This window comes from Streptomyces fradiae (assembly GCF_041270065.1).
Lineage (GTDB): Bacteria > Actinomycetota > Actinomycetes > Streptomycetales > Streptomycetaceae > Streptomyces.
Window position 1 is genome coordinate 2951999 of record NZ_CP065958.1, and the last position, 24304, is coordinate 2976302.

At 72.5% G+C, this 24304-nt stretch carries 20 protein-coding genes and 1 other RNA gene; 3 read left to right on the forward strand and 18 right to left on the reverse strand.

The genetic code is table 11. From position 1 onward, the window contains the following. Positions 1-117: 117 nt before the first annotated feature. From JAO84_RS13300 to JAO84_RS13315, 4 genes are all read right to left on the reverse strand, one after another. A complete protein-coding gene (locus JAO84_RS13300; protein WP_128983783.1) occupies positions 118-399 on the reverse strand; it encodes an HU family DNA-binding protein in 282 nt (93 codons plus the stop codon). A 413-nt stretch (positions 400-812) separates the two neighbouring features. Continuing rightward, the gene (locus JAO84_RS13305) at positions 813-2240 is read right to left on the reverse strand and encodes an NAD-dependent malic enzyme (RefSeq protein ID WP_370413050.1); all 1428 of its coding nucleotides are present in this window, start codon (positions 2238-2240) and stop codon (positions 813-815) included. Positions 2241-2607: 367 nt separating this feature from the next. Then, positions 2608-4974, reverse strand: a complete 2367-nt coding sequence (locus JAO84_RS13310) for a UvrD-helicase domain-containing protein (RefSeq protein ID WP_370413051.1) — start codon at positions 4972-4974, stop codon at positions 2608-2610. A gap of 62 nt (positions 4975-5036) precedes the next feature. Then, complete coding sequence (locus tag JAO84_RS13315; protein WP_370413052.1) at positions 5037-5618, reverse strand: ABATE domain-containing protein; 582 nt, start codon at positions 5616-5618, stop codon at positions 5037-5039. A gap of 342 nt (positions 5619-5960) precedes the next feature. Between JAO84_RS13315 and JAO84_RS13320 the strand changes: the two genes are divergently transcribed. After that, positions 5961-6788: a helix-turn-helix domain-containing protein gene (locus tag JAO84_RS13320; RefSeq protein WP_370413053.1), complete on the forward strand. Its 828-nt coding sequence runs from the start codon at positions 5961-5963 to the stop codon at positions 6786-6788. Here the strand turns inward: JAO84_RS13320 and JAO84_RS13325 are convergent. The 4 genes from JAO84_RS13325 to JAO84_RS13340 all read right to left on the reverse strand — a co-directional run bounded on the left by JAO84_RS13325 (position 6785) and on the right by JAO84_RS13340 (position 11111). After that, positions 6785-7336, reverse strand: a complete 552-nt coding sequence (locus JAO84_RS13325) for a GNAT family N-acetyltransferase (RefSeq protein WP_370413054.1) — start codon at positions 7334-7336, stop codon at positions 6785-6787. The genes JAO84_RS13320 and JAO84_RS13325 overlap by 4 nt on opposite strands. Positions 7337-7373: 37 nt before the next feature. After that, positions 7374-8531: a uroporphyrinogen-III synthase gene (locus tag JAO84_RS13330; protein ID WP_370413055.1), complete on the reverse strand. Its 1158-nt coding sequence runs from the start codon at positions 8529-8531 to the stop codon at positions 7374-7376. Between the two features lie 97 nt (positions 8532-8628). Next, on the reverse strand, positions 8629-9984 hold the full coding sequence (locus JAO84_RS13335; RefSeq protein ID WP_370413056.1) for a nitrate/nitrite transporter: 1356 nt from the start codon (positions 9982-9984) through the stop codon (positions 8629-8631). A gap of 164 nt (positions 9985-10148) precedes the next feature. Next, a complete protein-coding gene (locus tag JAO84_RS13340) occupies positions 10149-11111 on the reverse strand; it encodes a LysR family transcriptional regulator (RefSeq protein ID WP_370413057.1) in 963 nt (320 codons plus the stop codon). An 84-nt stretch (positions 11112-11195) separates the two neighbouring features. Here JAO84_RS13340 and JAO84_RS13345 point away from each other — a divergent pair, with 84 nt between their 5' ends. Next, positions 11196-12482 carry an MFS transporter gene (locus JAO84_RS13345; protein WP_370413058.1) on the forward strand — a complete coding sequence of 429 codons (1287 nt, stop codon included), beginning with the start codon at positions 11196-11198 and terminating at the stop codon, positions 12480-12482. Here JAO84_RS13345 and JAO84_RS13350 read toward each other — a convergent pair whose 3' ends face one another. The 6 genes from JAO84_RS13350 to ftsE all read right to left on the reverse strand — a co-directional run bounded on the left by JAO84_RS13350 (position 12483) and on the right by ftsE (position 17611). Further along, entirely contained in the window at positions 12483-13562 is a 1080-nt protein-coding gene (locus tag JAO84_RS13350; RefSeq protein ID WP_370413059.1) for a hypothetical protein, read from the reverse strand. Positions 13563-13716: 154 nt separating this feature from the next. Further along, positions 13717-14085, reverse strand: a transfer-messenger RNA (tmRNA) gene (ssrA, locus tag JAO84_RS13355). Between the two features lie 80 nt (positions 14086-14165). Continuing rightward, complete coding sequence (gene smpB, locus JAO84_RS13360) at positions 14166-14705, reverse strand: SsrA-binding protein SmpB (RefSeq protein WP_265868061.1); 540 nt, start codon at positions 14703-14705, stop codon at positions 14166-14168. An 18-nt stretch (positions 14706-14723) separates the two neighbouring features. Further along, on the reverse strand, positions 14724-15902 hold the full coding sequence (locus JAO84_RS13365; protein ID WP_370413060.1) for a S41 family peptidase: 1179 nt from the start codon (positions 15900-15902) through the stop codon (positions 14724-14726). Positions 15903-15981: 79 nt separating this feature from the next. Beyond that, positions 15982-16899 carry a permease-like cell division protein FtsX gene (gene ftsX, locus JAO84_RS13370; protein ID WP_370413061.1) on the reverse strand — a complete coding sequence of 306 codons (918 nt, stop codon included), beginning with the start codon at positions 16897-16899 and terminating at the stop codon, positions 15982-15984. 22 nt (positions 16900-16921) lie between these two features. Continuing rightward, on the reverse strand, positions 16922-17611 hold the full coding sequence (gene ftsE, locus JAO84_RS13375) for a cell division ATP-binding protein FtsE (RefSeq protein ID WP_128983761.1): 690 nt from the start codon (positions 17609-17611) through the stop codon (positions 16922-16924). A gap of 240 nt (positions 17612-17851) precedes the next feature. Between ftsE and JAO84_RS13380 the strand changes: the two genes are divergently transcribed. Then, on the forward strand, positions 17852-18037 hold the full coding sequence (locus JAO84_RS13380; protein ID WP_265868055.1) for a hypothetical protein: 186 nt from the start codon (positions 17852-17854) through the stop codon (positions 18035-18037). A 94-nt stretch (positions 18038-18131) separates the two neighbouring features. Here JAO84_RS13380 and JAO84_RS13385 read toward each other — a convergent pair whose 3' ends face one another. The 4 genes from JAO84_RS13385 to JAO84_RS13400 all read right to left on the reverse strand — a co-directional run bounded on the left by JAO84_RS13385 (position 18132) and on the right by JAO84_RS13400 (position 23915). Then, entirely contained in the window at positions 18132-19115 is a 984-nt protein-coding gene (locus tag JAO84_RS13385) for an LPXTG cell wall anchor domain-containing protein (protein ID WP_370413062.1), read from the reverse strand. Between the two features lie 405 nt (positions 19116-19520). Then, on the reverse strand, positions 19521-20633 hold the full coding sequence (prfB, locus tag JAO84_RS13390) for a peptide chain release factor 2 (RefSeq protein ID WP_370413063.1): 1113 nt from the start codon (positions 20631-20633) through the stop codon (positions 19521-19523). Positions 20634-20724: 91 nt separating this feature from the next. Beyond that, the gene (locus JAO84_RS13395) at positions 20725-21969 is read right to left on the reverse strand and encodes a serine/threonine-protein kinase (protein ID WP_370413064.1); all 1245 of its coding nucleotides are present in this window, start codon (positions 21967-21969) and stop codon (positions 20725-20727) included. 128 nt (positions 21970-22097) lie between these two features. Then, entirely contained in the window at positions 22098-23915 is a 1818-nt protein-coding gene (locus JAO84_RS13400) for a serine/threonine-protein kinase (protein ID WP_370413065.1), read from the reverse strand. Positions 23916-24304 lie beyond the last annotated feature (389 nt).

The following is a 24304-nucleotide window of genomic DNA, read 5'->3' on the forward strand; positions in this document are numbered from 1 at the left end:
GCCCTGATGGGGTCCCAGAGGGCATACGAGAGGGCGGCCACCCCCTGACAGGGTGACCGCCCTCTCCGCTTGCCTCAGGCCGTCGTACGGCCTCCTGGCGCGCTGCCTGCAGGCGACTTACTTGCCCTTGGCGGCTTCCTTGAGCTTCGAGCCCGCGGAGACCTTCACGCTGAAGCCGGCGGGGATGTTGATCGGGTCGCCGGTCTGCGGGTTGCGCGCGGTGCGAGCGGCACGGTGGGTGCGCTCGAAGGTCAGGAAGCCGGGGATGGTGACCTTCTCGTCGCCCTTGGCGACGATCTCACCGGTGATCTCGGCGAAGGCGGCCAGCACGGCGTCGGCGTCCTTGCGGGTCACCTCGGCGCGGTCGGCCAGGGCGGCCACCAGCTCACTGCGGTTCATTTCGTTACTCCCGTATTTCTTCTTGCCTGTGAGGCGGGTTGCCTGTGAGGCGGGCCACGCGGCCATGAGCCGCATGTCGGGCACTGCGAAGCCGATGCTGCCAGGGCCCTCGGACAGTGCCCGGACCCGGGTCTGGTGACAGACCCTCGCGCCCAGACCGCATCCTGCCCCCACCAGCGGCGGGAACGCCAATCCGGCACCCCCTGGGGTCACACGAAAAGCGCCAGTGCCCCTCGGTGGTGACGTAGCGTCGACTCCGCGCGGACAATGCGGAGCCGGACTACCACCCTAAAGGCGGGTTTGGGGCGCGGCGCCGCACGACACGCGCACCCCCGCCCGGTTCACCGACGCACCCCCGCCCGGTTCACCGACGCACCCCCGCCCGGTTCACCGGCGCCGCTGCCGCCGGTCCGTCAGACGCCGTTCTCGGCGCCCGCGCCCGCCGCCTTCGCCGCGGTGCGCACGGCGCCGGCCACCGCTCCCGCGACCTTGTCGTTGAAGACCGAGGGAATGATGTAGTTCGGGTTGAGCTCGTCCTCGGTGACGACGTCGGCCAGGGCGCTGGCGGCGGCCAGCATCATGTCCGTGTTCACCGTCCGGGACTGCGCGTCGAGCAGACCGCGGAAGACACCCGGGAAGACCAGCACGTTGTTGATCTGGTTGGGGAAGTCGGAGCGGCCGGTGGCCACGACGGCGGCCGTCTGGCGGGCGACCGCCGGGTCCACCTCGGGGTCCGGGTTCGCGAGCGCGAACACGATCGCGCCCTCCGCCATCCTGGCCACGTCCTCGCCGCCGAGCACGTTCGGGGCGGAGACGCCGATGAAGACGTCGGCGCCGACGACGGCCTCCTTGAGGGTCCCGGTGACGCCCTCCGGGTTGGTGTTGTCGGCGATCCAGCGCAGCGGCGTGCCGGGCTTGGCGTCGACCAGGTCCTCGCGGCCCGCGTGCACGACGCCGTGGATGTCGGCGACCACGGCGTGCTTCACGCCGGCGGCGATCAGCAGCTTCAGGATGGCCGTACCGGCGGCGCCGGCACCGGACATGACGACCCGTACGTCGCCGATGCCCTTGCCGACCACCCGCAGGGCGTTGGTCAGCGAGGCGAGCACCACGATGGCGGTGCCGTGCTGGTCGTCGTGGAAGACCGGGATGTCCAGGGCCTCGCGCAGCCGGGCCTCGATCTCGAAGCAGCGCGGCGCGGAGATGTCCTCCAGGTTGATGCCCGCGAAGCCGGGGGCGATGGCCTTGACGATCTCGACGATCGCGTCGGTGTCCTGGGTGTCCAGGCAGATCGGCCAGGCGTCGATGCCGGCGAAGCGCTTGAAGAGGGCCGCCTTGCCCTCCATGACGGGCAGCGCGGCCTTGGGGCCGATGTTGCCGAGGCCGAGGACGGCGGAGCCGTCCGTCACGACTGCGACGGAGTTGCGCTTGATGGTGAGGCGGCGGGCGTCCTCGGGGTTCTCGGCGATCGCCATGCACACCCGGGCCACGCCCGGGGTGTAGATCATGGACAGGTCGTCACGGTTGCGGATGGGGTGCTTGGACGCCATCTCGATCTTGCCGCCGAGGTGCATCAGGAACGTACGGTCCGAGACCTTGCCGAGGACGACGCCCTCGATGCCGCGCAGCTGCTCGACGATCTCGTCGGCGTGCGCGGTGGAGGTCGCGGCGATGGTGACGTCGATGCGGAGCTTCTCGTGGCCGGAAGCGGTCACGTCGAGGCCGGTGACGGAGCCGCCATGGGTCTCGACGGCCGTGGTGAGCTGGGAGACCGCCGTGCCGCTCGCCGGCACCTCCAGGCGGACCGTCATCGAGTACGAGACGCTGGGCGCCGTTGCCATGGCCGTGTTCCTCTGCTTTCCCTAGCTTCGTTGCTACGCCGCCCCGGCTGGTTCGCCCGGCGGCGCCCTCCGATCGTCGCACCTACCTGCCGGTAGCAGGTAATACGGTCTTTTCGTTTTCGGAAAGTAGTTTCCACCATACGAGAAGTGGCGCCCAAACAGAAGAGCCGACGACAGAGGCCCCCGTCACCTGAAGGTGACGGGGGCCTCTGCAAGCCAATGGCACCGACCCGCCATGCTCGCCTCGCGGCAAGTGGTCCCTCTGAGGGACGAAGGTTGGGCCCGGGGGCTTGGATCGAGCCGGTGCCACGACCAGGCTAACAAACCACCCCCGAACGTGATTCCCCCGGCGCGGGTTGACGCGAAATCAGTCCCTCAGCAGGTCCGGTACGCCGTCCTCGTCCGGCAGGTCGCGCTCGCCCGAGACCACGGTGAGCGCCTGCGTGGAGCGGGTCAGCGCCACGTACAGGACGCGCAGTCCGGCCGGCGACTCGTCGGCGATCTCCGCCGGTGAGACCACCACCGTGGCGTCGTACTCCAGTCCCTTCGCCTCCAGGGAGCCGAGCGCCACCACCCGGTCGCCGAGGCCGTCGAGCCAGCGGGCGGCCTCGGCGCGCCGGTCCATGGCGACGACCACGCCGACCGTTCCTTCGACCTCGCTCAGGAGCCGTTCGGCAGCCAAACGTACGGTTTCGGCCAGACCGGTCCGCTCCGCCACGGGGACGAAGCGGGGCACGACGCCGGTGGAGCGCACCGCGCGCGGCGACTCCTTGCCGGGCATGGCGAGGGCGAGCACCTTGGCGGCGAGCTCGGCGATCTCCGCCGGGTTGCGGTAGTTCACGGTGAGCTCGAAGCGGCGCCGGGGGCGGGTGCCGAGGGCCTCGTCGCGGGCCGCGGCGGCCTCGTCCGGGTCCGACCAGGAGGACTGGGCGGGGTCGCCGACGACCGTCCAGGTGGCGTGCCGGCCGCGCCGGCCGACCATCCGCCACTGCATGGGCGTGAGGTCCTGCGCCTCGTCGACGATGACGTGGGCGTACTCGGTGCGCTCGGCGGCGAGCCGCTCGGCCCGCTCGCGCTGGGTCTCCTCGCGTACCGGCATCAGCTCCTCCAGGCCGGTGAGCTGGTCCAGCGGGTCGTACTCGCGCTTCTTGCGCGGCTTGGCCGGGGCGCCGAGCAGGGTGGCCAGCTCGTCGAGGAGCGCCACGTCGTGCACGGACAGGCCGGGGCGGCGCAGCGAGCGGGCCAGCCGGCGGACCTCGCCGGGGTTGAGCACGCGGCGGGCCCAGCGGCCGAGCCGCCGCTCGTCGGCCATGGCGTCGAGGACCCCGCGCGGGGTGAGCTCGGGCCACCAGGCGTCCAGGAAGCCGAGGAAGGAGTCCTCGGTGGACACGTCCTCGTCGAAGGACGAGCGCAGCTCGGCGGCGAGCTCGGGGTCGCTGTGCCGGCCGGCGGCGCCGGACTTCGCGTACAGGGCGTCGAGGAGCAGCCGGCGGGCGCGGGGGCGGAGCAGGTTGACGGGGGCGGTGCCGGAGAGCACGTTCTGCCGGATCCGGCGGAGCTCGTCGGCGCCGAGTTCGAGGCGGCGGCCGAAGGCGACGACCCGGAGCAGGGTCGGGGTGCCGGCGGAAGCGGCGGGCGCCTCGTCCTCGTCGCCGAACGCGAGCTGGTCCCCGGCGGCCCGGGCGGGGGCCTTGGGCGCGGGGGTCTCCAGGGCGCCGCGGGCGGCCTTGCGGAGCACCGCGAGCATCCGGGAGGAGCCCTTGACCCGGGCGACGGCGGGCTCGTCGTACGCGTCGGCCTCGACGCCGTCGACCAGCGAGCCGAGGGCGCGGATGGCGACCTGGCCCTCCTCGCCGAGGGAGGGCAGCACGCCCTCGGTGTACGAGACGAGCAGCGGGGTCGGCGAGACGATCAGGATGCCGCCGGAGTAGCGGCGCCGGTCCTGGTAGAGCAGGTAGGCGGCGCGGTGCAGGGCGACGGCGGTCTTGCCGGTGCCGGGGCCGCCCTCGACGTACGTGACGGAGGCGGCGGGGGCGCGGATGACCAGGTCCTGCTCGGCCTGGATGGAGGCGACGATGTCGCGCATGGTGTGGCCGCGGGCCTGGCCGAGCGCGGCCATCAGGGCGCCGTCGCCGATGACCGGGAGCTCCTGGCCGTCGAGGGTGGCCTTGAGCTCGGGGCGCATCAGGTCGTCCTCGACGCCGAGGACCTTGCGGCCCTTGGAGCGGATGACGCGGCGGCGCACCACCCGGCCGGGGTCGACCGGGGTGGAGCGGTAGAACGGGGCGGCGGCCGGGGCGCGCCAGTCGATGACCAGGGGGGCGTAGTCGGCGTCGAGGACGCCGATGCGGCCGATGTGCAGGGTCTCGCCGATGTCGGCGTACTGCTGGGCGCCGTCGGTCCGGATGGCGTCCTCTGCGGGTTCGACGGAGGTGTAGGCGCCGTCGGGGCCCTTCTTGCCGTCCTTGCCGTAGAGCAGGTCGATCCGGCCGAAGAGGAAGTCCTCGAACTCGTTGTTGAGCCGGTTGAGGTGGACGCCGGCCCGGAAGACCTGGGCGTCGCGCTCGGCGAGCGCGCCGGGCGTTCCGACGTGGCCCTTCTGGGCGGCGTCGTGCATCAGGAACTCCGCCTCGTGGATCTTCTCCTCCAGGCGGCGGTAGACCTGATCCAGATGTTCCTGTTCGACACCGATCTCACGGTCTCTGACCGTGTCGACGGCTTCCTGCGCGGCCACCCGGGCCCCCTTCTGACGTGCACTGGGCAGCCGTCGAGCGTACGCCACCGGAAGGCGATATGTCAGGCCTGGGCCGTGTCCTTCGGATCGGGGCCGGAAAGGCCGCCCCTGGGGTGCGCGGCGCGGTGGCGGGCGACGCGGGCCCGGTTGCCGCACTCCTCGCTGGAGCACCAGCGCCGGCGGCGGCCCCGGGAGGTGTCGAGATAGCAGCGCCGGCAGCCCGGTCCCTCGCAGCGGCGGAGCAGGGCGCGGGCGGCCGGATCGGTGAGGAGTTCGACGGCGTCGCGGGCGACGGCGGCGAGCAGGGCCCGGCAGTCGGGTTCGCCGCCGAGGGTGCGGACGAGCAGCCCGGAGCGGGTCCGTACGGCCCGGGGCGCGGGCGGCGCGGCGGCGGCGAGCGCGTTGAGCAGCGCCAGGGCGGCGGGCCGGGCGGGGCGCCCGGAGAGCTGGGCGCCGACCAGCTCGGCGACACAGTCCCGCAGCTCCCGGAACGGCCCGAGCCACCGCCGGTCCACCCCCGCGAGCCGCGCCCCGGCGGGCACGACCCCGGCGCCGCGCAGGAAGACGACGAGCCCCTCGACCCGGTCGAGCGCCTCGTCGGCGAGCTCGAGACACACCCGCCCGGCCTCGAATCGCCCTGGCATGCCCCTGCCACCCTTCGGGTCGGAACGCTCCTCATCCGGCTCGACCAGAGTGCTCCGGGAGCACGCGGGTGACCAGAGGGCGGGGGGCCTAGCAGGGCCCTGGGATCCGGTGGCGGAAAGCAGTCGGCCCGGGCGTACGGGGGAGCCGCCCGGGCCGACCGGAACCGGAGGGCCCGGGGGAGAGCCGTCCGGTGGTTCGGTGGTGTCCCCGCAGGTCAGCGCCGCAAAGCGGACGATCAGCACGGGGGCACCCACAGCATGAATGTTGAAACGTCTATTATCTACAGACTGTTTTTTCTAACAATTCGCGTGCGGACAATTCGGAGGGCTGGTGAAAGTGACGTGAACAAGACAGCGCTGCGCGCCCTCCTCAAGGAGCGCCGCGAGCTGATCGACCCCGAGGCGCACGGCCTCTCCCGGCCCACCGGGCGCGGCCGGCGGGCCCGCGGCCTCGCCCAGCAGCAGGTCGACGAGCTCACCTGCCGGGCGGTCGACACGTACAACCGCCTGGAGACCGGGCGGTACCCCAACCCGCCCGCCGACTACCTGCGCCAGATAGGGCGCCTCTTCGGTCTCGACGAGCGCGAGTGGGTGATGCTCTGCCGGTACGCGGGCATCGGCGACCCGCCGGGGCCGCTCAACCCCTCCTCCGGCCTGGAGCTCCCCGGGGCGTGGCAGGAGGCCGTCGACGGCATCGGGCACATGGCGTACGTCAGCGACGCCTCCTGGAACGTCCTCGCCCACAACCGGCGCTTCGCCGAGCTGTACCCGGGCGGCCGGGCCCCCGCGAACACCATGCGCTGGATGCTCTTCGACGAGAGCGCCCGCGAGCAGAGCCTGATCGACTGGGACACCGTGTGGGCGCCGCCGGTCCTCCCGCAGCTGCGCGCCGCGCTCGCCGCGCGCCCGGAGGACCCGACGCTGCGGCAGATCGAGCGGGAGGTCCGCGCCGACGCCTTCCTCGGCCGGCTGTGGGAGGCGGGCGGCGCGCACCTCCACCCCGACGGCGCCGAACGCCCGCTGCGCCACGCCCTCCTGGGCCCCGGCCATGTCACGATCTGCGCCGCCCAGCCGCTCACCGCGCCCGGCTCCCGCCTGATCATCATGCTGTTCCGGCCGGGACCCGAGAAGTCCCACGTCAGCACCCCGATGCTGCGCGCGAACGGCTAGCGGGCGTCCGGACCGGTGTCGGCCCCGAAGCCGGCCGGCGGGTCGTCGTGCAGGATCCGCTGGAAGAGGTGGTGGTCGCGCCAGTCGCCGTCGATGTGCAGATAGCGGGGCGCGGTGCCGACCCGCTCGAACCCGCACTTGGCGAGGACCCGCTGCGAGGCGTGGTTGTGCAGCAGCGTGCTCGCCTCGACCCGGTGCAGGCCGAGCTCCTCGGCGGCCGCCCGGCACGCCTCCCGTACCAGCGCGGTGGCCAGGCCGTGCCCCGCGTACGCCTCGTCCACCCAGTAGCCGACCGAGCCGCTGCGGAACGGCCCGAGGACGATCCCGGTCAGCGTGATGCCGCCGACCAGGGTCTCCCCGTCCACGGCGAACCAGCGCCGCGCGCCGTCCGCGAGCCGCGCCACCTGCGCCCCGGGCGTGTAGTACGCCTCCTCCCGGCGCGGCTCCCAGGGCCGCATGTACGCCCGGTTGCGCAGCAACGCGGCGGCGAGGGCGGCGGCTTCGGCGGGGGACTCGGTCTCGGCGGGTCTGATCGCGACGGTGGTCATCCGCGTACCGTAACCGCCCCCGCGCCGCCGGATCCGGCTACTCCGCTGACCCGTCCCCGTACTTCGTGTCCGCCGCCGGGTCGAGCGCCAGCCGGTACCCCCGCTTCACCACCGTCTGGATCAGCTTCGGCGTGCCGAGGGCGGCCCGCAGCCGGGCCATCGCCGTCTCCACGGCGTGCTCGTCGCGGCCCGCGCCGGGCAGCGCGCGCAGCAGGTCGGGGCGGCCGACGACCCAGCCGGGGCGGCGGGCGAGGAGGCCCAGGAGGGCCATGCCGGCCGGCGGCACCGGGCGCAGCTCGCCGTCCACGAGGACGGCGTGGCCGCGGATCTCGACGCGGTGCCCGGCGACCGGCAGGACCCGGGCGCGGGCGGGCAGTTCGCGGCAGAGGAGCTGGACCAGCGGGCCGAGCCGGAAGCGTTCGGGCTGGTGGGTGTCGATGCCGTGGGCCTGCAGCGGCAGGGCCGTGACCGGCCCCACGCACACCGCGAGGACGTCGTGCCGAAGGGCCGTCACCAGCTCCTCGGCCAGGCCGCGTTGGCGCGCCCGGTCGAGCAGCGAGGCGGCGGCCGGGGCGCTGGTGAAGGTCACCGCGTCCAGGGCGCGGGCCACGGTCGCGTCGAGCAGCCGGTCGAGCGGACCGAGGTCCTCCGGCGGCATCCAGCGGTAGACGGGTACGGGTACGACCTCGGCCCCGCCCTCGGTCAGCGCCTCCACGAAGCCGGGCAGCGGCTCCCCGTGCAGCTGGAGGGCGATCCGGCGCCCGGCGACGCCCTCGCCGAGCAGCCGGTCGAGGACCTCGGCCATCGACTCGGAGGACGGCGACCAGGACTCGGTGAGCCCGGCCGCGCGCACCGCGCCCTTCACCTTGGGGCCACGGGCGAGGAGTTCGACCCCGCGCAGCCGGTCGAGCAGCGCCTCGCCGAAGCCCCAGCCGTCGGCCGCCTCGACCCAGCCGCGGAAGCCGATCGCCGTGGTGGCGACGACGACGTCCGGGGCGTGGTCGATGAGGTCCTTGGTGGCGGCGAGCAGCTCGGTGTCGTCGGCGAGCGGCACGATCCGCAGCGCGGGGCCGTGCACGACGCCCGCGCCGCGCCGGCGCAGCAGCGCGATCAGTTCGTCCGCGCGCCGCGCCGCCGTGACGCCGACGGTGAACCCCGCCAGGGGCCCTTGCTGCGCCTGCTCTTGCTCGTCCATGTCCGCCGACACTGCCGGGGAAGGATGTCCGTCTCGGTTCACACGTATTTCCTGGTCGTTACGGCCCTCAGCGACCACTGTGACTCATCCCTCGCGCTCATACCTCGGCGGGCGCGCGGTCCGGCTCGGCTCCGGCCGCGGTGTCCGGCACGGAGGCCACGGAGGCGGGCCGGCGAAGGTATACCGCCCAGGTCACGAGCATGCACGCGGCGTAGAAGGCGAGGAAGGCGACGAAGGCTCCGGTGCCGGTGCCGACGGTCTGGAAGGACTGCCGGAAGGCGAGGTTGATGCCGAGGCCGCCGAGCGCGCCGACGGCGCCGATGAGGCCCATGGAGGCGCCGGAGATGCGCCGCCCGTACGCCTCGGCGGCCTCGCCCGTGAGCCCCTTGCGGTGCCCCTGGGTGAGGAAGATCGCCGGGATCATCTTGTACGTGGAGCCGTTGCCGAGGCCGGTGAGGACGAAGAGGGCGACGAAGCCGACCAGGAAGACGGTCAGCGACGCGGCGACCGAGGCGTAGATGACGACGCCGGTGGCGAGGGACATCGCGGCGAAGGTCCCCAGGGTGATGCGGGCGCCGCCGTGCCGGTCGGCGAGCGCGCCGCCGACCGGGCGGATGAGCGAGCCGAGCAGCGGGCCGACGAAGGTGAGCGAGGCGGCCTGCAGCGGGGTGCGCCCGAACTGGGTCTGCAGCACGAGCCCGAAGGCGAAGCTGTAGCCGATGAAGGAGCCGAAGGTGCCGATGTAGAGGAAGGCCATGATCCAGGTGTGGCCGGCCCGCACGGCCTCCTTGGCGGCGCCGGTGTCGTTCTTCACCGGGGCGAGGTTGTCCATGAAGAGCGCGGCGCCGAGGGCGGCGAGCACGATGAGCGGGACGTAGACGCCGAGGACGAGCCGCGGGTGCATCGCGCCCGCGGTGCCGATGACGAGCAGGCCGACGAGCTGGACGACGGGGACGCCGATGTTGCCGCCGCCCGCGTTGAGGCCGAGCGCCCAGCCCTTCTTCCGCAGCGGGAAGAAGGCGTTGATGTTGGTCATGGAGGAGGCGAAGTTGCCGCCGCCGACGCCGGTGAGCGCGGCGACGAGCACGAACGTGCCGTACGAGGTGCCGGGCTCCATCACGGCGTACGCGAAGCCGGTCGGCAGCAGGAGCAGCAGGGCGCTGAAGACCGTCCAGTTCCGGCCGCCGAAGCGGGCGACGGCGAAGGTGTACGGGACGCGGATGAGCGAGCCGACGAGGGTGGCGGTGCCGATCAGGAAGAACTTCCCGGCGGCGTCCACGCCGTACTGCGGCCCCATGAAGAGGACCATGACCGACCACATGCTCCAGATGGAGAAGCCGATGTGCTCGGAGATCACGGACCAGAGGAGGTTCCGCTTCGCGATCCGCTCGCCCGTCTCCTGCCAGAAGGTCTCGTCCTCCGGCTCCCAGCGTTCGATCCACCGGCCGCTCATCCCGCACCTCCGCGCTGTCCGACTGTTGCGGGTGACGCTAGGAACGGCGCGTTTCGTACGGCGGCGGTGGACGGTGACGGGCGCGGAACCTTGCTCTCACCCGGAGCGCGGTGCTGCTGTGAGCGCCCCCGGCGCGCCGGGCCGCCCCGGCGTCACGGGACCCCTTACGGAATGCCGGGTTCCTCGCCCTCCGGCAGCCAGGACCCGGGCGGACGGGCCAGCCAGCCCTCCTGGGCGGCGAGCTCGGCGGCGGCCCGCCGCAGCACGTCCAGACCGGGGTGCCGCAGCCCCTTGCGCCACACCAGACTCACCGGTGACAGCGGTACGGGGTCGGTCAGCGGCCGCAGCACGCTGCCCGGCATCGGCGGGAAGTCGACCACGGCGAGCACCGGGGTCGGGGCCTTGGCCATCACCCGGCGGAACTCCTCCTTGCCGACGACGAGCGGCGCGGGCGCCGCGACCCGGATGCCCCGGCCGGCGAAGAGCCGCGCGGCGAGGTCGGTCCACTCGGGCGTACGGTCGTTGCCGGCGCCCGCGTAGACGGAACGGCCCGCGAGCGCGTCCAGCGGGACCCGGGGCAGCCCGGCGAGCGGGTCGCCCTCGGGCAGCAGCACGGCCATCGGCTCGTACCGGACGAGCTGCGCCTCCAGACCGGCCCGCAGTCCGGGCGCGAGCCCGCCGTACCGCCCGAAGGAGGCGTCGAGGCGCCCGGCGAGGAGGTCCCGGGCGGCGCCGGTGAGTCCGCTCTCGTACCGGGCCATCAGCTCGAGTTCCGGGGCGAGTTCGCGGGCCCGGTGGAGCACCCGCTCGTGGCAGAGGCCGGCGCTGTTGAGGTCGACGAGGAGGGGGCGGGGCTCGGCGCGGAAGGCCTCGGCGAGCTCGTCGTGCGCGGCGAGCACCCGGCGGGCGTACGGCAGCAGCCGCTCGCCGTCCGGGGTGAGCACCACCTGCCGGGTGGTGCGCAGGAACAGCTCGGTGCCCAGGGCGCGTTCGAGCCGGCGGACGTCCCGGCTGAGGGCCTGCTGGGCGATGAAGAGCCGGCCGGCGGCGCGGGTGAAGTGCAGTTCCTCGGCGACGGCGACGAAGGCGCGCAGGAGGCGGGGGTCGAGGTCGTTCGGGGTGGCCACGCGCCCTTTTTAACAACAGGGGTGCGTGAATCGCCACCGGATAGGTGTTGGACCGGCAGGGGCATGCCAACGGAGCCTGGAGTCATGCCGTACCAGCCAGACCCGTCCCGCCCGTTGATCCTGACCCCCGCCGGCCCCGCCCCGGCACCCGCATACCGGGCGCCCGCAGCACCACGCCCGCGCCGCCCGCTCCCCCGCAACCCGTATCTGCGCCTGTTCGCGCTCCCCGGCACCCGCGCGTTCACCGCCGGCAATCTGCTCGCCCGGCTGCCCTCGGGCATGTTCGGCGTCAGCACCATCCTGCTGATCTCCGGGGCGTACGACTCCTACGCCCTGGCCGGCGCGGTCAGCGCGGCCGGACTGGCCGCGGGCGCCGTCACCGCGCCCTGGATCGCCCGGCTGGTCGACCGGCACGGCCAGGCCCGGGTCGCGGTCCCGGCCACCGTCTGGGCGGTCCTGGGCCAGCTGGTCCTGCTGCTGTGCGCGCACGGCCGGGCGCCGGTCTGGACGCTGTTCGCGGCCGCCGTGCTCGGCGCCACCGCGCCCAACGTCGGCGGCATGGCCCGGGCCCGCTGGGCGCACCTCCTGAAGGGCGACCCGGGCGCCCTGCACACCGCCAACTCCTTCGAACAGGCCGCCGACGAGCTCGGCTTCATGCTGGGGCCGGTGCTCGCCGCGTTCCTCTGCTCGGCGCTCTTCCCGGAGGCGGGCGCGCTCGTCGGCTCCGCGTTCTTCCTCGCCGGGGTGCTGCTCTTCGCGGCCCAGCGCACGACCGAACCGCCGGCCGCGCCGCCCGCCTCCGGCGGCTCCCCGCTGCGCAGCCCCGGCATGCCGGGGCTGCTCGCGGTCTTCCTCGCGACCGGTGCGGTCTTCGGCTCGATGGAGGTGGTCACCCTCGCGTACGTGGACGGCCCGGCCGCCGGTCCGGTCCTCGCCCTCCAGGCGGCCGGCTCCTGCGCGGCCGGCCTGGTCTACGGCCGGGCCCGCCGCGCGGCCCCGCTCGCGGCCTGCCTCGCGGCGATGACCCTGCTGATGACCCTCCCCCTCCTGGCCGCCCGCACCGGCTCCCTCCTCGCCCTCGCGGGCGCGCTCCTGCTCGCGGGCGCGGCCACCGCCCCGACCATGGTCACCGGCATGGGCCTGATCCAGCGCCTCACCCCACCGGGCCGCCTCAACGAGGGCATGACCCTCGCGGTGACCGCCCTCCTCGCCGGCATCGCGACGGGCTCGGCCACCGGCGGCCACCTCGCCGATCACGCCCCGACCCCGCTGTACGGCTACCTGACCCCGCCGCTGGCGGCGGCCCTGGCCCTGCTGCTGTGCGCGACGACCGGCCGGAGCCGCCGCGCACACGCGCCGATCTCCTCCTGATCAGCTCTGCCGCAGCGGCCCCATCGGGACCTGGACGCCGAAGGACGTCGCCCCCGCGCCCACCCCGCCCGCGCAGCCGTCCGGCTCCTGGGTGCCGAGGCCGCGGGTGGAGGGCTTCTCGGCGGCCCAGAACATGTAGCCGAGCAGGCCGGAGGTGGTTCCGGCGCCGTTGGGGGCCGCGTTTCTGACCCAGTCGCCGGTGGCCTTCTGGAGGGAGTTCGCGTAGTTGGTGCACTCGGGCAGCGGGCTGCGGCCGTACGCGATGTAGAGGCCCGCGGTGAGCTTGGCGGGGGCGAGCGGGGGGACGGGCGGGGAGTACTGCGACTTGCCGTCGAGGTGCTCCTGCCAGTTGGCGATGTGGGAGCTCGCCGAGGTGGGGCGGGCGGTGACCATGGCGTTGGCGTAGTCGAGCACCGGGGTGTCGGTGCGCAGCCAGTCGGCGGTGGCCTTGCGGTTGATGTCGATCAGCCAGCGGTCGCCGGCCGCGGTGTCGAGGGTGAGCCGGGCGGCCGGGTTCGCGCCGGTGGCGTCGTAGGGGTGGACGGACCGGTAGGCGTCGATGAAGGACTGCAGCCCGGCGAGGTTCGGACCGGTGTTCTGCTCGTAGTCGATCTCGATGCCGACGCCGAGGTCGGCGGCGACGGCGGCCGCGGCGCGGCCGAGGCCGGCCGGGTCCTCGGCGAGGGCCGCGTCCCACGCGTCGGTGTAGGTGATGCCGCCGATGGAGAGCATCACGCGGATCCCGCGCGAGGTGAAGTACTGGACGATCTCGCGGTTCATGCCGACGGGCACGCCGTTCGCGGTGGTGGCGTCGGTGGTGCCGTGCAGCAGTTCCAGCGGGTCGACGAAGCTGAGGACGACCACGTTGACCGAGGGCCGCCCGTCGCCGCGGTCGATCAGCCAGTGGTTCTTCGCGTCGAACTCGGCGACGTCGCGGACCCGCGACCAGGTGCAGTAGTCGTCACCGCAGTGCCAGGCGCCGTAGACCTGGACCGGCGCGGGCGCGGCGGCGGCCGGGGCGGCGGGGGCGAGGAGGGTGAGGAGCATGGGCAGGACCGCGAGGAGTCCCTTGTGGCGCATACGTACCTCCGGGGATGCCGTGGCGTGGGGGGCGGCGACCGGAAGAGTGTCAGGTCCAGACCAAGTCGACAAGAGGGCGGACATCAAGACTGCGGACATGACGAAGGCCCGGCGGTCGTCGTGACGGCCACCGGGCCTTTCGCCCACATGGGATGAGTGGAGATGGCGGGAATCGAACCCGCGTCCAACGGTGCGGAACCAGGGCTTCTCCGTGTGCAGTCTGGTACGAGTTTCTCGGCCCTCCGGATCACCCAGACAAGTCCGGAACGGGCTCAGTCACTGTTTGATTTCCCTCTTCACCCCGTGACCGGGATCAAGGTTTAGTCCCCTAGCTGATGCCAGGATCCGGGTCGGGAACAGCCCCGGGCTGACACTTCGCAAGTCGCTACTTAGGCAGCGAGGGCGAAGGAATCGCGCTTGGTGTTGGCGATTATTGGTTTCGGCGCGTGGTTTACGAGATCATTGCCGCTTCCTCGACACGCTTCCCCTGCTTCGACATCCGCTGTCGAAACCGATCATCCCCATGTTGATTTTTCAAAGGTTGCGCCCTCTGTGGGGTGCAGGGCCCATGGTACGTGACCTGCGGGCACCCTTGCCAGCAGATTAACGCTCCTGGGCGCGCTGGCGCCGCTTCGCCGCCGCGATGGCCCGCGCCGTCTCGCGCGTGTCCTGCTGCTCACGCAGCGTCTGCCGCTTGTCGTACTCCTTCTTGCCCTTGGCCAGCGCGATCTCGCACTTCACCCGGCCGTTCAGGAAGTACAGCGCGAGGGGCACGATCGTGTGACCCGTCTCGGAGGACTTCTGCTCCAGCTTGTCGATCTCCTCCCGGTGCAGCAGCAGCTTCCGCTTCCGCTTCGCCGAGTGGTTGGTCCAGCTGCCCTGGGAGTACTCGGGCACGTGGATGTTGTGCAGCCAGGCCTCCCCGCCGTCGATCTGGACGAAGCCGTCGACCAGCGACGCCCGGCCCATGCGCAGCGACTTCACCTCGGTGCCCATGAGCACGAGGCCGCACTCGTAGGTGTCGAGGATGAGGTAGTCGTGGCGCGCCTTCTTGTTCTGCGCGATGAGCTTGCGCTCAGGCCCCTTGTCCTGGGCCTTCTTCTTCGCAGGCTTGCCCTGCACGTTGACGAGTCCCTTTGCCATAGTGCGGCCATTTTCGCACTACGAGCCCCCTCCGAGGCCACTCAATACCGTGCGGGCCCGCTCCTCGGGCCGGTCGCCCCCGGCGACGTCCGGGGTGATGCCCCGGCCGTCCACCGCGTGACCGGCGGGGGTGCGGTAGTGGCCGACGGTGACCTCGGCGACCGAGCCGTCGGGCAGGGTGCTGGGCATCTGGACCGAGCCCTTGCCGAAGGTGGGCGAGCCGACGGTGACCGCCCGGCCGCGGTCCTTCAGGGCTCCGGTCAGCAGCTCGGCCGCGCTCATGGTGCCGCCGTCGATCAGCGCGACCAGGGGCCGTGCGGTGTCGCCGCCGCCCTCCGCGTACACCGCGTGCTGCTGCCCGTCGATGTCGTACGTGGCGACGAGGCCGCCGTCGAGGAAGGCGGAGGCGGCGGCCCGGGCCTCGGTGAGCAGGCCGCCCGAGTTGCCGCGCAGGTCGAGCAGGACGCCGGCGCCGGCCGGTGCGGAGCGCACGGCCCGCCGTACCTCCTCGCCCGTTCCCTTGGTGAAGGCGGCCACCCGGATCAGCACCGTGCCGTCGCCGAGCCGGCGGACGGCGACCGGGTCGACGGCGAGCAGGGCCCGGTGCAGGGGCTCGGTCCAGACGGCCCGGCCGCGCTCGACGCCGAGTCCGACAGTGGAGCCGGGGACTCCGTCGCCGCGCAGCAGGGAGACGATCTCGGAGACCGAGAGGCCGTCGACCGGGCGCCCGTCCACGGCGGTGAGCCGGTCACCGGGGCGCAGCCCGGCCCGCTCGGCCGGGCCGCCGGGCTGCACCCGGCTGATCTCCACCCGGTCGCGCCCGGCCCGCCGGGCGGACAGGCCGACGCCGGTGTAGGAGCCGTCGAGGGCCTGCTCGAACTCGGCGTACTCCCGCTTGTCGTACACGGCGCCCCAGCGGTCGCCGCTGCGGCTGACGAACTCCTCGGCGGCCTTCTTGCCGGACTTGCCGTCGGCCATCGCCTCGGCGGCGGCCCGGGCGAGCGCGGCGCGGTCGACCGTGGACCGGTCCGCGGCGGTGGCGGCGGCCGGGGCCGGCTCGTGCCGCCGCTCCTCGCGGGGCAGCGAACCGGTGGCGGCGGCGGTGCCGAGCACCCCGGTGAAGACCAACGTCAAAGCGGCCCCACGGAGAACTCCGCGGGGCCTACGACAGAACTCGGGGCCGGCACCGGCACGCATGGCGCCCACTCTAGGACAAGCGCATGGCGCCGTACGGAGGTTGGCCGTACGACGCCATGCACGCAGCGCGAGTGAACTGTCACACCTTCAGGTACTTGCGCAACGCGATGAACGCGGCGACGGCCGGCATCAGCAGGCCGATCGCGAGCACCAGCGGCAGCTTGGCCAGGACCGCGTCCCAGCCGATGAAGTTCACCAGCTGCATCTTGTCGGCGAGCGCGATGCCGTGGTCGATCAGGAAGTACCGGCCGACCATCAGCATGACGCAGGCCACCGCGCCGCCGAGCAGACCGGCGAAGGCGGCCTCCATGATGAACGGCATCTGGATGTAGAAGTTGGTCGCGCCGACCAGCCGCATGATGCCGGTCTCGCGGCGCCGGCTGAAGGCGGACACGCGGACCGTGTTCACGATCAGCATCAGCGCGATGATCAGCATCAGGAACATCACGCCGAGTGCGGCGATGTTCATGCCGTTCATCAGGTCGAACAGGTTCTGCAGGATGTTCCGCTGGTCCTGGACGGACTCGACGCCGTCCCGGCCGGCGAAGGCGGTCGCGACCACCTTGTACTTCTCCGGGTCCTTCAGCTTGACCCGGAAGGACTGCTGCATCTGGTCCGGAGTGACGACGGACGCGATGGCCGTGTCGCCGTACTGCTCCTTGTAGTGCTTGAAGGCCTCGTCGGCGGACTCGCGGTGGACCGACTCGACGATGTCCATCTTCTTCAGATCGGCCTCGATCTGGTCCGCCTGCTGCTTGGTGACGGCGCCCTTGGTGCACTTGGGCGAGGTGGCCCCGTCGCTCTTGTTGCAGAGGAAGATGGAGACGTTGACCTTGTCGTACCAGTAGTCCTTCATCGTGCTGACCTGCTCGCGCATGAGCAGCGCCCCGCCGAACAGGGCCAGCGACAGGGCCACGGACACGATGACGGCGAAGGTCATCGTCAGATTGCGGCGGAGACCGACCCCGATCTCCGACAGCACGAACTGAGCGCGCATGGTGTGACTTCTCCCTGTCCGCTCAGTGCTGGTAGCCGTAGACGCCGCGCGCCTGGTCGCGGACGAGGCGGCCCTTTTCGAGCTCGATGACGCGCTTGCGCATCTGGTCGACGATGTTCTGGTCGTGGGTCGCCATGACGACGGTGGTCCCTGTCCTGTTGATGCGGTCGAGCAGCTTCATGATGCCGACCGAGGTCTGCGGGTCGAGGTTGCCGGTGGGCTCGTCCGCGATCAGCAGCATCGGGCGGTTGACGAAGGCCCGGGCGATGGCGACACGCTGCTGCTCACCGCCGGACAGCTCGCCCGGCATCCGGTCCTCCTTGCCGCCGAGGCCGACCAGGTCGAGCACCTGCGGCACCGCCTTGCGGATCTCGCCGCGCGGCTTGCCGATGACCTCCTGGGCGAAGGCCACGTTCTCGGCGACGGTCTTGTTGGGCAGCAGCCGGAAGTCCTGGAAGACCGTCCCGAGCTGGCGGCGCATGTGCGGCACCTTCCAGTTGGACAGCCGGGCGAGGTCCTTGCCCAGGACGTGCACCTGACCTTGGCTGGCGCGCTCCTCGCGGAGGATCAGCCGCAGAAAGGTCGACTTTCCGGAGCCGGAGGAACCGACGAGGAAGACGAACTCCCCCTTCTCGATCTCCAGGGAGACATCCCGGAGCGCGGGGCGGTTCTGCTTCGGATAGGACTTGGAGACGTTGTCGAATCGGATCACGGATGCACCACGGTCGGCCGGGAGTAGGTGTGCGTGACCATACGCGAACCGGGAAGGCCCGCGCAGTCGCGGTCCGGGCTTGTGTGCTTTATCCTTTTCGTCCTTGCGCCCGCGTGCTCATGGGGCGCGCCGAAAAGCTCCGGAGCTGGCACAGTGGTAAAGGGAACGCACGGATCGTGCCGGGCGTTGTCCTGATAAGGATCCTTGTGCGAGGACCTGTGTGCGGGAGGAGGAGAGCGCATGACCTATGACCGGCTGGTGTGCGCCAACTGCGCGGCCCCCGTCGCGGAGGGCCGCTGCCCCGTCTGCCGCGCGAACCGCGAGCGACTGCCGCAGCCGACGGGTCTGACCCCGGCGATGCTGCTGACCCTGGTGATCGCACTGGTGGCGGCGATGACGCTGCTGGTGGCGGTGCGGGGGGTGTAGGAGCCCGCAGGAGCCTCTGCGGAGGCCACGACGCATACCGGAAGGGCCGGAGGTGCTGGAAAGCACCTCCGGCCCTTCTGTGCCTTTGAAAGGATCAGACGGCGGTACGGCCGCCGGTCACGAGGCGCGGCAGGAAGCGGAAGCCGATGCCGCCCGCGATCATGGTGGCGGCCCCGATGATCAGGAACGAGGTCTCGGCGGCGCCGGTCTCGGCCAGCTCCTCCTTGGCCTTGCCCTGCTCGACGGGCTGCGAGCCGGCGTTGTTGGTGCCCGGGTTGTTGTCGACGCACTCGGCGCCGTCCAGGTCCACGGTGCAGGTCCCGGCGCCGCCATCGGTGGAGGACCCACCGTTGGTGGCGGACCCGCCGTTGTCGCCGGAGCCACCGTTGTCGCCGGTGCCGCCGTTGTTGCCCGTGCCACCGTTGTTACCGGTGCCGCCGTTGTTGCCCGTGCCACCGTTGTTACCGGTGCCGGACGAGGTGCCGGTCGACGTGCCCGCCGAGGTACCGGTGGACGTACCGGTCGAGGTACCGCCCTCCTGGCCCGTCGACGTGCCCGTCGAGGTACCGGTGGACGTACCCGTCGAGGTACCGGTCGAGGTGCCCGTGGACGTACCGGTCGAGGTACCACCCTCCTGGCCCGTCGACGTGCCCGTCGAGGTACCGGTCGAGGTGCCGGTGGACGTACCGGTCGAGGTACCACCCTCCTGGCCCGTCGACGTGCCCGTCGACGTGCCGGTCGAGGTGCCGGTGGACGTACCCGTCGAGGTACCACCCTCCTGGCCCGTCGACGTGCCCGTCGAGGTACCGGTGGACGTACCCGTCGAGGTACCCGAGGACGTGCCCGTCGAGGCACCCTCGATGCTGCCGACGGAGGTGTTGCCCTCGTTGGTGTTACCGCCGTTGGTCTCGTCCTCGTTGAGGCCGAGGCCGACGTCCACGCTCTCGTCCGTCACCGTGATGTCGGCGCCGACGCCGCCCACGGCCTGAGCGGCACCCGCGACGGTCAGCGACGCACCGGCCGCGATGACGGCACCGGCGGCGATCCGCGCGACGCGGATCCGCGTCTTCTTGGTCATCTGGCTGCTACCCCCAGTAGCTCAAATCGTCTGTAGAGCTGCGCTCGGGGCCACCGGACACCGGGGACGTCACAAAGCACTGGACCTGCCCCCGTTCACACGCGCCCCAGATTCACGCATGCCGCTTGCCACCCTTCCGAGTTTCCGGAGACACGTCAAGGTCGTTGCGCGTGCGATGCCCGAAAGATCCACTTCTGCCCGCCATGCAACGATGCAACTGTGACGTAAACCCGGAACTCCCGGCCCCACCAGAGCAGTTCCCATGTCGACAAAGCGTCAGGAACACCAACGCACCGCTTGCGCCAGCGAATCATGGACACGCGCCGCCGGGTACGCCGACGGCCCCCGGCCCGCCTCGGTGAGGGGGCCAGGGGCCGTCGGTCGGTCCCTGTCGGAGCGTCAGGGCTACGCGGTCTGCTCCTGCTGCTTGCGCCAGCGGATGCCGGCCTCCAGGAAGCCGTCGATCTCGCCGTCCAGGACGGACTGCGGGTTGCCGACCTCGAACTCGGTGCGGAGGTCCTTGACCATCTGGTAGGGGTGCAGCACGTACGAACGCATCTGGTTGCCCCAGGAGCTGCCGCCGTCGCCCTTGAGGGCGTCCATCTTGGCGCGCTCCTCCTGGCGCTGGCGCTCCAGGAGCTTGGCCTGGAGGACGTTCATCGCGCTCGCCTTGTTCTGGATCTGGGAGCGCTCGTTCTGGCAGGAGACCACGATGCCGGTCGGGATGTGCGTGATGCGCACCGCCGAGTCGGTGGTGTTGACGCCCTGGCCGCCGGGGCCCGACGCGCGGTAGACGTCGATGCGGAGGTCCGAGTCGTCGATCTCGACATGGTCGGACGACTCGACGACCGGGAGGACCTCGACGCCCGCGAAGGAGGTCTGGCGGCGGCCCTGGTTGTCGAAGGGCGAGATGCGCACCAGGCGGTGCGTGCCCTGCTCGACGGAGAGGGTGCCGTAGGCGTACGGGGCCTTGACCACGAAGGTGGTCGACTTGATGCCGGCCTCTTCCGCGTACGAGGTCTCGTAGATCTCCGTGCCGTAGCCGTGGCGCTCGGCCCAGCGCAGGTACATGCGCTGGAGGCGCTCGGCGAAGTCGGAGGCGTCGACGCCGCCGGCCTCGGCGCGGATGTTGACCAGCGCCTCGCGCTCGTCGTACTCGCCGGAGAGGAGGGTGCGGACCTCCATCTCGTCGAGGGCCTTGCGGACCGACACGAGCTCGGTCTCGGCCTCGACCCGGGTGTCCGGGTCGTCCATCTCCTCGGCCAGCTCGAAGAGGACCGCGAGGTCGTCGATGCGGCCGCGCAGCGCCTCGGTCTTGCGGACCTCGGCCTGGAGGCGCGAGAGCCGGCTCGTGATCTTCTGCGCCGCCTCCGGGTCGTCCCACAGGGACGGGGCCGCGGCCTGCTCTTCGAGCACGGCGATGTCTGCCCTCATCTTCTCGAGGTCCAGGACGGCCTCGATCGACCCCATGGTCGAGGAGAGGGACTTCAGCTCTTCGGATACATCGACGACTGCCACGCGTCCAGCGTAACGGCTCCGCGCCCCGACCCGGACTCCTCTTCGGCCGTCAGGCCTCGCGAGGCCCCGCCCGGGCCCCGCGAGGCGCCTCCTACGGCTGCTGCGACTGCTTCGTGTCCTGCGGTGGGGCGTCGTCGCCGGCCGTGGCCGCGACGTAGCCGCCGGCGCCGAGCGCGCCGGCGATGACGACGGCGGCGACGGTGAGGGTGATCCGGCGCTTGCGGACCGCGTCCGCCTTGTGGCGGGCGGAGCCGGGGCGGCGGGCGCTCGCGGAGCGGGGGGCGCGGGCGGTGCCGAGGGGGCCGCCGGAGAGCTCGTCGGGGCCGGGGACCCGCATGGAGGTGTGGGTGTCGCGGTTGGAGTCGGTGGAGGCGCCCGGCACCAGGGGGACGGCGGCACGGCGCGGGGCCGGCTCGCCGGTGCCGCCCGTGCCGCCGTTGGTGGCGTACGGCTCGTCCTCCGGCTCCGTCGCCGGGTCCGCGTCCGGCTCGTCGACGTCGAGCGGCGGGATGCCCTTGAGCATCGGCAGCACGTCCCGCAGCCGGCTGCCGAGCTCGGAGGCGCGCAGCCGGGAGGCGGGGGCCTTGGCCAGGCACTGGACGAGCAGCTGCCACAGCTCCTCGGGGATGCCGGGGAGCGGGACGACGGTCTCGGTGACGTGGCGGCGCAGGACGGCGCCGGGGTGGCCGCCGCCGAACGGGGTGAACCCGGCGAGCAGCTCGTACAGCACCGTCGCGAGGGCGTAGATGTCGACGGCGGCGCGGGGCGGCAGGCCCTCGACGATCTCGGGGGCGAGGTAGTCGGGGGTGCCGATGATCCGGGTGGCCTTGGTGCGGCCGGGGGTGTCGATGAGCTTGGCGACGCCGAAGTCGGTGAGGAGGGCGGGGTGGGCGCCGCCGGGGCCGAGCGGGCCCTCCATGTCGAGCAGGATGTTCTCGGGCTTGACGTCGCGGTGCACGACACCCGCCTTGTGGGCGGCGGCGAGACCGTCGGCGACGTCGGCGATGATCGCGACGGCGGCCTCGGGCGCGAGCCGGCGCTCGCGGTCGAGACGGGTGCGCAGATCGGTGCCGCGGACCAGGTCCATGACGAGCGCGAGGTCGTTGCCGTCGACGACGAGGTCGCGGACGGAGACGACGTGCGGGTGGTCGAGTCCGAGCAGCGCGGTGCGCTCCTGGACGAAACGGCCGACGAGTTCCTGGTCGGAGGCGAGGTCCTCGCGCAGCAGCTTGATGGCGACGGGGCCCTCGGGGCCCTCGCCGAGCCACACCGTGCCGGCGCTGCCCCGCCCGAGGATCTGGTGGGCCGTGTAGCGGCTGCCGATATTCCGTGCCAAGACTGCTCCCTCAGCGGCTGCGGTTCGCGTCAAAGTTACGCGTCCGAGGGCGTCGACCGGCACTTCCGAGGGGAAATCACCCCTCGGAAGTCGACAAATCGATGCCCCGACCGTCCGCCGGGGCCCTCCTACTGCCCGCTACCGCCGGTAGCACCGCCGCCTCCGGTGCCGCTCGCGCTGTCGCCGAGCGAGGAGACCCAGTCGGTGAAGGAGCTGATGGCGTCGCCGATCGTCTCCCAGTAGCCCTTGCCCGAGGCGATCCAGTCCTGGAGCGGGGTGAGCTCCCAGATGAGCCAGCCCGCGACCACGAAGAGCACGATCGTGAACAGACAGCCCTTGAGGCAGCCGAGACCCGGGATGCGCATGGGGTTCGCGCTGCGCTGCCGCGGCGGACGCGGCTCGCGCGGTACGGGCGCGGGCGCCGGAGCCTGCGGGGGCGGCTGCGGCGGCACGTATTGCTGTTGCGGGGGCTGCGGCGCGTACTGTCCCCCTGGGCCTTGCGGCCCGGGAGGTGCCCCCAGCTGCGGCGGCTGAGGCGCGTACGGCTGGGGCTGGGGCTGGCGCTGTTGCTGGTACGGCTGGGGCTGCGGAGGCCGCTGCGGCTGCTGGTACTGGCCCCCTGGGCCTTGCGGCCCGGGAGGTGCCCCCAGCGGCGCCTGCTGCCCGTAACCCTGCCCCTGCGGGGGCTGCTGCGGCTGGGCCCGGCGCTGCGGGCGCCGCCGCAGCGGGTCCTCGCTCGGGTCGAGGTACTGCACCTGGGTCTGCTCGTTGCGGTCGCGGAGCGCGCCGAGCTGGGTCTGCCAGGGGTGCGGGTCCTCCGGCCGCGGACCGGGCGGGTCCTGCGGTACGGGGGGCATGACCGCGGTCGGGTCGGCGGCGCCGGCCGGGCCGCCGGTCGGCAGCACGCTGGTCGGCGCGGCCGGGTCGTAGGCACCGGCGCCCGCCGGGGCGGCCGAACCGGCCGGCAGCACCTGGGTGGCACCCGCCGGGTCCACGCCCGCGCCCATGCCCGGGGTCTCCGGGACCGGCGCGGGCGCCGGGTCGGGGGCGAGCAGCGCGCCGACGCCGTCGGCGGCCTCGATCTGGGCCGGGGTGGAGTGCACGCCGATGCCGGCGGCGACCGTACGCAGACCGCGGGCCAGGTTCTCGGCGCTCGGGCGCCCGGCCGGGTCCTTGCTGAGGCAGCGCTCTATCACCGTCCACAGCGGGCCGGGCACGGTGGACGGGCGGCGCGGCTCCTCGCTGAGGTGCCGGTGCAGCACCTCCAGGGCGGTGCCGCCGGCGAACGGCGGACGGCCGGTGACCAGCTCGTACAGAAGGATTCCGGCGCCGTAGATGTCGACGGCGGAGGTCTGCGGACGGCCCTCGGCGGACTCCGGGGCGACGTACGCGGGCGTGCCGACGAACTCGTGGGTGCGGGTCAGGCCCGGGGAGTCGGCGAGCCGCGCGATGCCGAAGTCGGTGAGCATCGGGTGCATGCCGCCGTCCTGCTCGGCGAGCAGCACGTTGGCGGGCTTGAGGTCGCGGTGCACGACGCCGTCGGCGTGGCTGGCGGCGAGCGCGTCGGCGATCTGCGCGGTGAGCAGCGCGGCGGCGACCGGGGTGAGCGGGCCGTTCTCGCGGATGTAGCGGTGCAGGTCGGGGCCTTCGACGAGGTCCATGACGAGGGCGAGGACATCGCCCTCCACGACCAGGTCGCGGGTGCGCACGATGTTGGGGTGGGTGAGCCGCAGCAGCACGGACCGCTCGCGCAGGAAGCGCATCACGATGTCCGCGTCGTTGGCCAGCTCCTCCTTGAGGACCTTGATCGCGACGGTCTCGCCGGGCTGCCCGGCCACCGCCGCCTCGGCGCCGGCCGCCTCACGCTGGCGGGCTCGCCAGACGGTGCCCGTGGCGCCGCGGCCGAGCGGCTCCTCGAGCAGGTACTTGCTGCCGATAGGCCGCACGTCACGCGCTCCCTGCTGATCGTGGTCCTGGGGTGGTCCGTCGAAGTGTCCCCGGAGTCCCTGTGTGTTCTGTGACCCGTCCGGGTGTCCGACCCACTTTAGGGCCTCTCCCGTGCCGCCGAACGTGTCATCGACGGTCCGCAGGACGGCCGATTCCACGGCCGCCCCGGGTGCCGTACCGATGCCGCACCGGTGCCGTACATGTCCGAAACGCACCCGAGGAGCGTCCGAAACCCGTCCTAAGCCAAGACGCCCGAAGCACGGCCGGGGTTGCCGTAAGTGCTGCGAGCCATACGCAACCAGGCGAAATAGCGTCCATCGGCGACCGAACAAGATCACTTGGAGGCGACCCGGGGGCGGGTTGTCAGTGGCAGGTGCGAGGATGCGTA

Coding starts and splice junctions, on each gene's coding strand:
- JAO84_RS13300 (WP_128983783.1), bottom strand. CDS start 399: ATGAACCGCAGTGAGCTGGTGGCCGCCCTGGCCGACCGCGCCGAGGTG.
- JAO84_RS13305 (WP_370413050.1), bottom strand. CDS start 2,240: ATGGCAACGGCGCCCAGCGTCTCGTACTCGATGACGGTCCGCCTGGAG.
- JAO84_RS13315 (WP_370413052.1), bottom strand. CDS start 5,618: ATGCCAGGGCGATTCGAGGCCGGGCGGGTGTGTCTCGAGCTCGCCGAC.
- JAO84_RS13325 (WP_370413054.1), bottom strand. CDS start 7,336: ATGACCACCGTCGCGATCAGACCCGCCGAGACCGAGTCCCCCGCCGAA.
- JAO84_RS13330 (WP_370413055.1), bottom strand. CDS start 8,531: ATGGACGAGCAAGAGCAGGCGCAGCAAGGGCCCCTGGCGGGGTTCACC.
- JAO84_RS13335 (WP_370413056.1), bottom strand. CDS start 9,984: ATGAGCGGCCGGTGGATCGAACGCTGGGAGCCGGAGGACGAGACCTTC.
- JAO84_RS13345 (WP_370413058.1), top strand. CDS start 11,196: ATGCCGTACCAGCCAGACCCGTCCCGCCCGTTGATCCTGACCCCCGCC.
- JAO84_RS13350 (WP_370413059.1), bottom strand. CDS start 13,562: ATGCGCCACAAGGGACTCCTCGCGGTCCTGCCCATGCTCCTCACCCTC.
- smpB (WP_265868061.1), bottom strand. CDS start 14,705: ATGGCAAAGGGACTCGTCAACGTGCAGGGCAAGCCTGCGAAGAAGAAG.
- JAO84_RS13365 (WP_370413060.1), bottom strand. CDS start 15,902: ATGCGTGCCGGTGCCGGCCCCGAGTTCTGTCGTAGGCCCCGCGGAGTT.
- ftsX (WP_370413061.1), bottom strand. CDS start 16,899: ATGCGCGCTCAGTTCGTGCTGTCGGAGATCGGGGTCGGTCTCCGCCGC.
- JAO84_RS13380 (WP_265868055.1), top strand. CDS start 17,852: ATGACCTATGACCGGCTGGTGTGCGCCAACTGCGCGGCCCCCGTCGCG.
- JAO84_RS13385 (WP_370413062.1), bottom strand. CDS start 19,115: ATGACCAAGAAGACGCGGATCCGCGTCGCGCGGATCGCCGCCGGTGCC.